Origin of the sequence: Flavobacterium sp. (assembly GCF_043722275.1) — a bacterium.
Classification (GTDB): Bacteria; Bacteroidota; Bacteroidia; order Flavobacteriales; family Flavobacteriaceae; genus Flavobacterium.
Genome location: NZ_JAYSPC010000093.1, coordinates 1 through 5691, shown reverse-complemented (window position 1 = coordinate 5691; position 5691 = coordinate 1). Strand labels below are relative to the sequence as shown.

The following is a 5691-nucleotide window of genomic DNA, read 5'->3' as shown; positions in this document are numbered from 1 at the left end:
CTGCAATGCCCTTGCTTACTCGACCCTGTGAGTTTCTTATTCAAACCTTCCAGCCTGATTACAAATTCAGAAAGAATCCTGTAAGTTTCTTCTTTAAACCTATCCTATGAATTGTCATCCAGAAAGGACCCTGTGAGTTTCTTACTCAAACCTTCCTGTGTGATTACAAATTCAGAAAGAATCCTGTGAGTTTCTTCTTTAAACTAATCCTAGGAATTGTCATCCAGAAGGGAGTGTGTCACGAATGTAAGAAATAAGTATCGTTCTTTCAATGCTGAATAAAAGATGATAGTAGGTCTATCGTATACGCTGTACAGACGGAGTATGCAAACTGCCTTGCAGGTGCTGTGTTCAAAAGATATGGTGCTGAGCGTGCAAGGAAAAGGTGTTAGACAATAACATCAGGTGCGTGTAAAGAAGCTGAACAAACTTGAATCGCTGTTGACGGGTCGAAAGGATACCTCGTTGTCAAAACCATGAATTTTCCTTGATCATGGGATTACTGTAACGGAAGGCTGTTTACTGGTTACAGGGCAACCGGTCTTGAGGCGACAGGAGCTTTACATAGGCTTTTATTCGGAACGTGAGAAACTACGCTGTTGATGCGCGGAATGCTTTGCTGGAAATCTTGGAGAAGAAAACAAGATGACTATTTGAGATAAGCTCTATAGTTCAGACGGCAGCTCAATTCTGACACAGTCAGAAGAAGCAACATGTAGTGTCGGACGAAGTCATAGTAGTGAAGAAGTTTCTGTAATGGAAATGGAGCGAAGGACTTCGATTATCTAAGTAAAAGTAAAGTGAAACAACCATTAAGAATGGAATGATGACACAAGAAATTACAAAATCATTTGCGATCAGCAAACGGATGGTTTATAACAGCTATCTGAAGGTGTGCGAGAAAAAGGGGAGTGCAGGTATAGATAAAGAAACGATTGAAATGTTTAATCAGGATTTGTCGAAGAACTTGTACAAGCTTTGGAATCGCATGGCCTCAGGAAGTTATATGCCGCCACCCGTTCGCACGGTATTGATTCCTAAAAAGCAAGGCGGAAAAAGACCGTTGGGTATTCCCACGGTAGGTGACCGCATTGGACAAGGGGTAGTAAAAGATTTCTTAGAGCCAGAGATGGAAACCATCTTTCACAAAAATTCATTTGGTTACAGACCAGGCAGAAGTGCACATGATGCGTTAAAACAATGTCATGAGAACTGTAACAAATATTCATGGGTGATAGATGTAGACATTAAAGGATTCTTTGACAACATCAATCAGGAATTGATGATTCAGCTTTTACAACAGCACACCCAAGAAAAGTGGGTGTTGTTGTATGTAAACAGATGGTTGAAAGCAGGTGTGGAACAAGAAGATGGAAGTATAATAACAAGGACAAAAGGCACTCCGCAAGGAGGTGTAATAAGTCCTCTGCTAGCGAATCTTTATCTGCACCATGCCTTTGATAAATGGATGGACGAAATAAATCCGCGTAACCCATTTGAACGTTATGCAGATGATATCATTATTCATTGTCAGAGTAGAGAAGGAGCTGAACGAATACTTACGCAATTAAGAGAAAGGATGCAGCAATACTCTTTAGAGTTACATCCTGATAAGACAAAGATTGTGTATTGTAAAAACTTTCGACGTGGGGAAAAACACGACAAAGAGAGTTTCACTTTTCTCAGCTACAGTTTTCAACCACGAACGATTACGGATAAGTTTGGCAGAAGAAAACTAATGATTGTGTTTAGTCCCGCCATTAGTACGGCGGCAAAGACTCACATTAGAACACGTATCAGAGAAATACTGATTCCTCGACAAACAACCAGACCATTAATCTGGTTTGCGTCTCAACTGAATCCGAAAATCAGAGGCTGGATTAATTACTACACTAAATTCAACAAATCAGAAACGTTGGACGTATTTTATCATTTGAATTATCTGATCCGTAAATGGATTGAAAACAAATATAAAATTAGGAGTAAAAAGAAGGTACATGAAAAATATCTACTATTACAATCTGACTTGCCAACATTATTCTATCACTGGAGAATGGGTATTAATAGTTGATTGGATAATAAGAGCCGTATGAAGGGAGACTTTCAAGTACGGTTCCGTGAGAAGCTTGGGCTGCAATGCCCTTGCTTACTCGACCCTGTGAGTTTAATAAAGTATTTCAAATAAATTCAAAAAATTTAAATCACTCTTCAAAAATTTATCGCCGCCAGATACTTTTCATTTAGCGGTTTATTTACATATTTTACAACCAGTGGATTTGTAGAAGCCCGGTTAATATCCTCAGGACTAATCGATGAGGATAGTACGATGACTTTACAATTTTTTTTAACCGTATCAGGTAGTTTTTCGTATTCATTAAGAAAAGCAAAACCATCCATAATCGGCATGTTTAAGTCAAGAAAGATGATTTGAGGTAGATTTGCATCCTCTCCTGAGTTTTCTCTTAGATAATTTAAAGCAGATTCGCCCGAATTTTTAACAATAACCTTATTGGAAAAAAAATTGGTTGTAATCATTCGTTCATTGATAAAATTATCAATATCATTATCGTCGATAAGCAAAACGCGATCGAATTTATAAGTTTTATCTTCTGTTTTCATGCAGTTTATATGAGCGAGAAGTGGTGATGAGTGGAATCGAACCACCGACACAAGGATTTTCAGTCCTTTGCTCTACCAACTGAGCTACATCACCATCAGGCCGGCAAAAGTATGAAAAAAACATGTCCTCCAAAATATATTTAGTTTTAGGTATCATGTATCTTCTATCAGAATAAATTGCAGCCAAATATCTTTGATGAATCTGACCATAGACATAGGAAATTCCTTTATCAAGACGCTTGTTTTTGAGGACACTATTCCTGTATACAGAAATGTTTCAGAAACCTTGACTTCCGTTCATATTGAACGCCTGCTCAATAAGTTCCCCATTAAAAATTCAATGCTTTCTTCCGTGGTTGAGGTTAAAAAACCAATTTTAAATGCACTAAACAAACTACCGCATTTAAAAAAGTTAACTGCTTCAACTTCAGTTCCGGTAAAAAATCTTTATGAAACCCCCGCTACCTTGGGTAAAGACCGTCTGGCCAATGCTATTGCCGGAGCTTTTTTATTTCCGGGGAAAAATGTATTGATTATTGATGTCGGAACCTGTATTAAATATGATTTTATTAATTCAAGGAAAGAATATCTTGGAGGCAGTATTTCTCCCGGACTTCAAATGCGATTTAAATCATTGCATCAATTTACAGGCAAATTACCCTTAGTAAAAGAATCGAAAATAACAGAATTAACAGGCAGATCAACCGTTAAAGCAATACAAACAGGAGTAATAATTGGAATTTGTGAAGAGATGAAAGGGTTTATTCATAGGTATAAATCTAAATACAAGTCATTGCAAATTATTTTAACAGGCGGAGATGCTAACCATTTTGCAGAAGACTTAAAATTAAGCATCTTTGTCGCCGAAGATCTGGTAAATATTGGTTTAAATGAAATTATCAGATATAATATAGCTAAACGCTTTCAAAAATAAATTCAGTTTATCTGCTTACAATAAAATTATTTGGATATTTTAAAAGAATATCCTTTTATTAATTGTTATAAACAGAACTGTCAATAAAATTAATTTGAGAATCCAGAATAAAATACCTGTCGTACTTTTTAACATTTTTGCATTTTTGTTTTTAATCTCCTGTGTCAATAATTTACAGGCTCAGAATGCAACAAGTTCTCCCTATTCAAGATTTGGAATCGGCGACCTAAACTCAATAACCTTCGCTCATAATTTAAGTCTGGGTGGAACTGAAATCGGCCTTAGCCAGCCCGGTCATATTAATTACGGAAACCCGGCTGCTTATTCTGCTCTTATATATACGACCTATGAAGGTGGTATTGATTTTAAACAAAATGAGTTTAAGACAAATAATTCGCGCCATCGTACAAATACAGCTTCTGTTTCTTATTTTGATTTTGCTTTTCCCATTACACGCCAGAAATGGTCTCTGGGCTTTGGATTACTTCCTTATAGTAAGATAGGATATTCTGTTACAACCAAGACCATAAATCCGTTTGGAGATGATGAAATATTTAACTATGAAGGTTCAGGAGGTATAAATAATTTTCATATCGGAACAGGATTTAAAGTTTCCAAAAAGCTTTCCATTGGATTAAATACAGAATACCTTTTTGGTGTTTTAAATAATGACCGGATTGTATCCTACAGCAATCCATATTATTTTAATACTTCAATCAAATCAAACACAACTGTTGGATGGTTTCATTTTATTGGAGGAATTCAATATAAAATGGACAGCCTTCGATTGGCGAAAAGTGATTCTATTCTTTTTCTTGAAAAGAAAATTTCTTTATTAAAAGATTCATTAAACAACTTAATCAATAATAAAAAAGGAGATACTTCGCCGGAAAACTATTCTTTAAAAAATCAACTTACACAGGAAATTGCAGCAACTTCTTTTATGGAAAAAAATGTTGTTCAAAGAAGAGTTAAAAGTGATTGGAATCTTGTTCTTGGACTTGTTGCTTCTCCGACAGCAGACCTTCATTCCAGAAATTCTATCCTTGTAAATACATTTCGTTATAAATTTTTTGGAACTCCTGAATCTTTGATCTTAGTTCGCGATACTATCCTTCAAACAAATGGTGAAAGAGGCTATGTTCGTATTCCTTTCAGTTCAGGTTTCGGATTTTCATTATCGAAAGGAAGCAAATGGTTGTTTTGCAGTGATTTTACATATCAGCAATGGAGTAATTTTTCTTTTCTTGGTGTTGAAGATTCACTGGCCGACAGTTGGAAAGTCACCGCCGGAATCCAATACACACCTAATGAACGGGCATTAAAATCCTATTGGAAAAATATTCAATATCGTATTGGGTTTCATTATGACAGCGGGTATCTAAAATTTAACAGTATTAAAGTTGATGATGTTGGATTGTCGGCAGGATTCGGCTTGCCTGTCAGGAAAGCGGGAACATTACTTAATTTTACAATCGAAGCAGGCAAAAGAGGAACACTTGAAAATAATTTAATTCTTGAACGTTATCTAAAGGTTACATTTGGATTTACGATCAGCGATCTTTGGTTCCTTAAAGCTAAGTATGATTAATAATTTATCAATTCATTGAATTAATCAGTGATAAATTCTAATAATAAAGGGATCGCTATTTGGTTATTATGCGGTTGCTTTTTAATTTTCTGCATGGTAGTTATCGGAGGTATAACCCGATTAACAGGATCCGGTTTATCAATAACAGAATGGAAGCCCATAATGGGAACATTGCCTCCATTAAACAATGAGGAATGGCAGATTGCTTTTCAGAAGTACCAACAAATTCCTCAGTTTCAAAAAATAAATTATAATTTTCAATTAGAAGATTTTAAATCGATTTTCTGGTGGGAATTTATTCATCGACTGCTTGGAAGATTTATTGGAATCGTTTTTATCGTTCCGTTTCTTTGGTTTTATTTTAAAAGAAAGTTTGATAAAAGCACTCTCAAAAAAGTACTTTTTCTTTTTTTTCTCGGAGGCTTACAAGGAGTGATTGGATGGTTAATGGTTAAGAGCGGATTATCGGAAAGAACAAGCGTAAGCCACATTCGGTTGTCTATACACCTTATTACGGCCTTCTTTACTTTTGGTTTTACATTCTATT

At 35.7% G+C, this 5691-nt stretch carries 5 protein-coding genes and 1 tRNA gene; 4 read left to right on the top strand and 2 right to left on the bottom strand.

Annotated elements, in window-relative coordinates:
• Nucleotides 1-823 precede the first annotated feature (823 nt).
• A complete protein-coding gene (gene ltrA / locus ACHZDT_RS11835; RefSeq protein ID WP_394774833.1) occupies nt 824-2071 on the top strand; it encodes a group II intron reverse transcriptase/maturase in 1248 nt (415 codons plus the stop codon).
• Between the two features lie 137 nt (nt 2072-2208).
• Here ltrA and ACHZDT_RS11830 read toward each other — a convergent pair whose 3' ends face one another.
• Nucleotides 2209-2619 (bottom strand): response regulator, encoded by a 411-nt coding sequence (locus ACHZDT_RS11830; protein ID WP_394774832.1) that lies wholly within the window; start codon nt 2617-2619, stop codon nt 2209-2211.
• A 21-nt stretch (nt 2620-2640) separates the two neighbouring features.
• Nucleotides 2641-2713: transfer RNA gene (locus ACHZDT_RS11825), tRNA-Phe, on the bottom strand.
• A gap of 102 nt (nt 2714-2815) precedes the next feature.
• On the opposite strand from ACHZDT_RS11825, the gene ACHZDT_RS11820 reads away from it, so the two are divergent.
• From ACHZDT_RS11820 to ACHZDT_RS11810, 3 genes are all read left to right on the top strand, one after another.
• Complete coding sequence (locus tag ACHZDT_RS11820) at nt 2816-3553, top strand: type III pantothenate kinase (RefSeq protein WP_394774831.1); 738 nt, start codon at nt 2816-2818, stop codon at nt 3551-3553.
• A gap of 145 nt (nt 3554-3698) precedes the next feature.
• Entirely contained in the window at nt 3699-5144 is a 1446-nt protein-coding gene (locus ACHZDT_RS11815; RefSeq protein WP_394774830.1) for a hypothetical protein, read from the top strand.
• A gap of 93 nt (nt 5145-5237) precedes the next feature.
• A partial coding sequence (locus ACHZDT_RS11810) for a COX15/CtaA family protein (protein WP_394774829.1) occupies nt 5238-5691 on the top strand: 454 nt, incomplete at its 3' end.

What these genes read in the sequence shown, in the direction of transcription:
- ltrA (WP_394774833.1), top strand. Translation starts at nt 824, where the DNA reads ATGATGACACAAGAAATTACAAAATCATTTGCGATCAGCAAACGGATG.
- ACHZDT_RS11830 (WP_394774832.1), bottom strand. Translation starts at nt 2,619, where the DNA reads ATGAAAACAGAAGATAAAACTTATAAATTCGATCGCGTTTTGCTTATC.
- ACHZDT_RS11820 (WP_394774831.1), top strand. Translation starts at nt 2,816, where the DNA reads ATGAATCTGACCATAGACATAGGAAATTCCTTTATCAAGACGCTTGTT.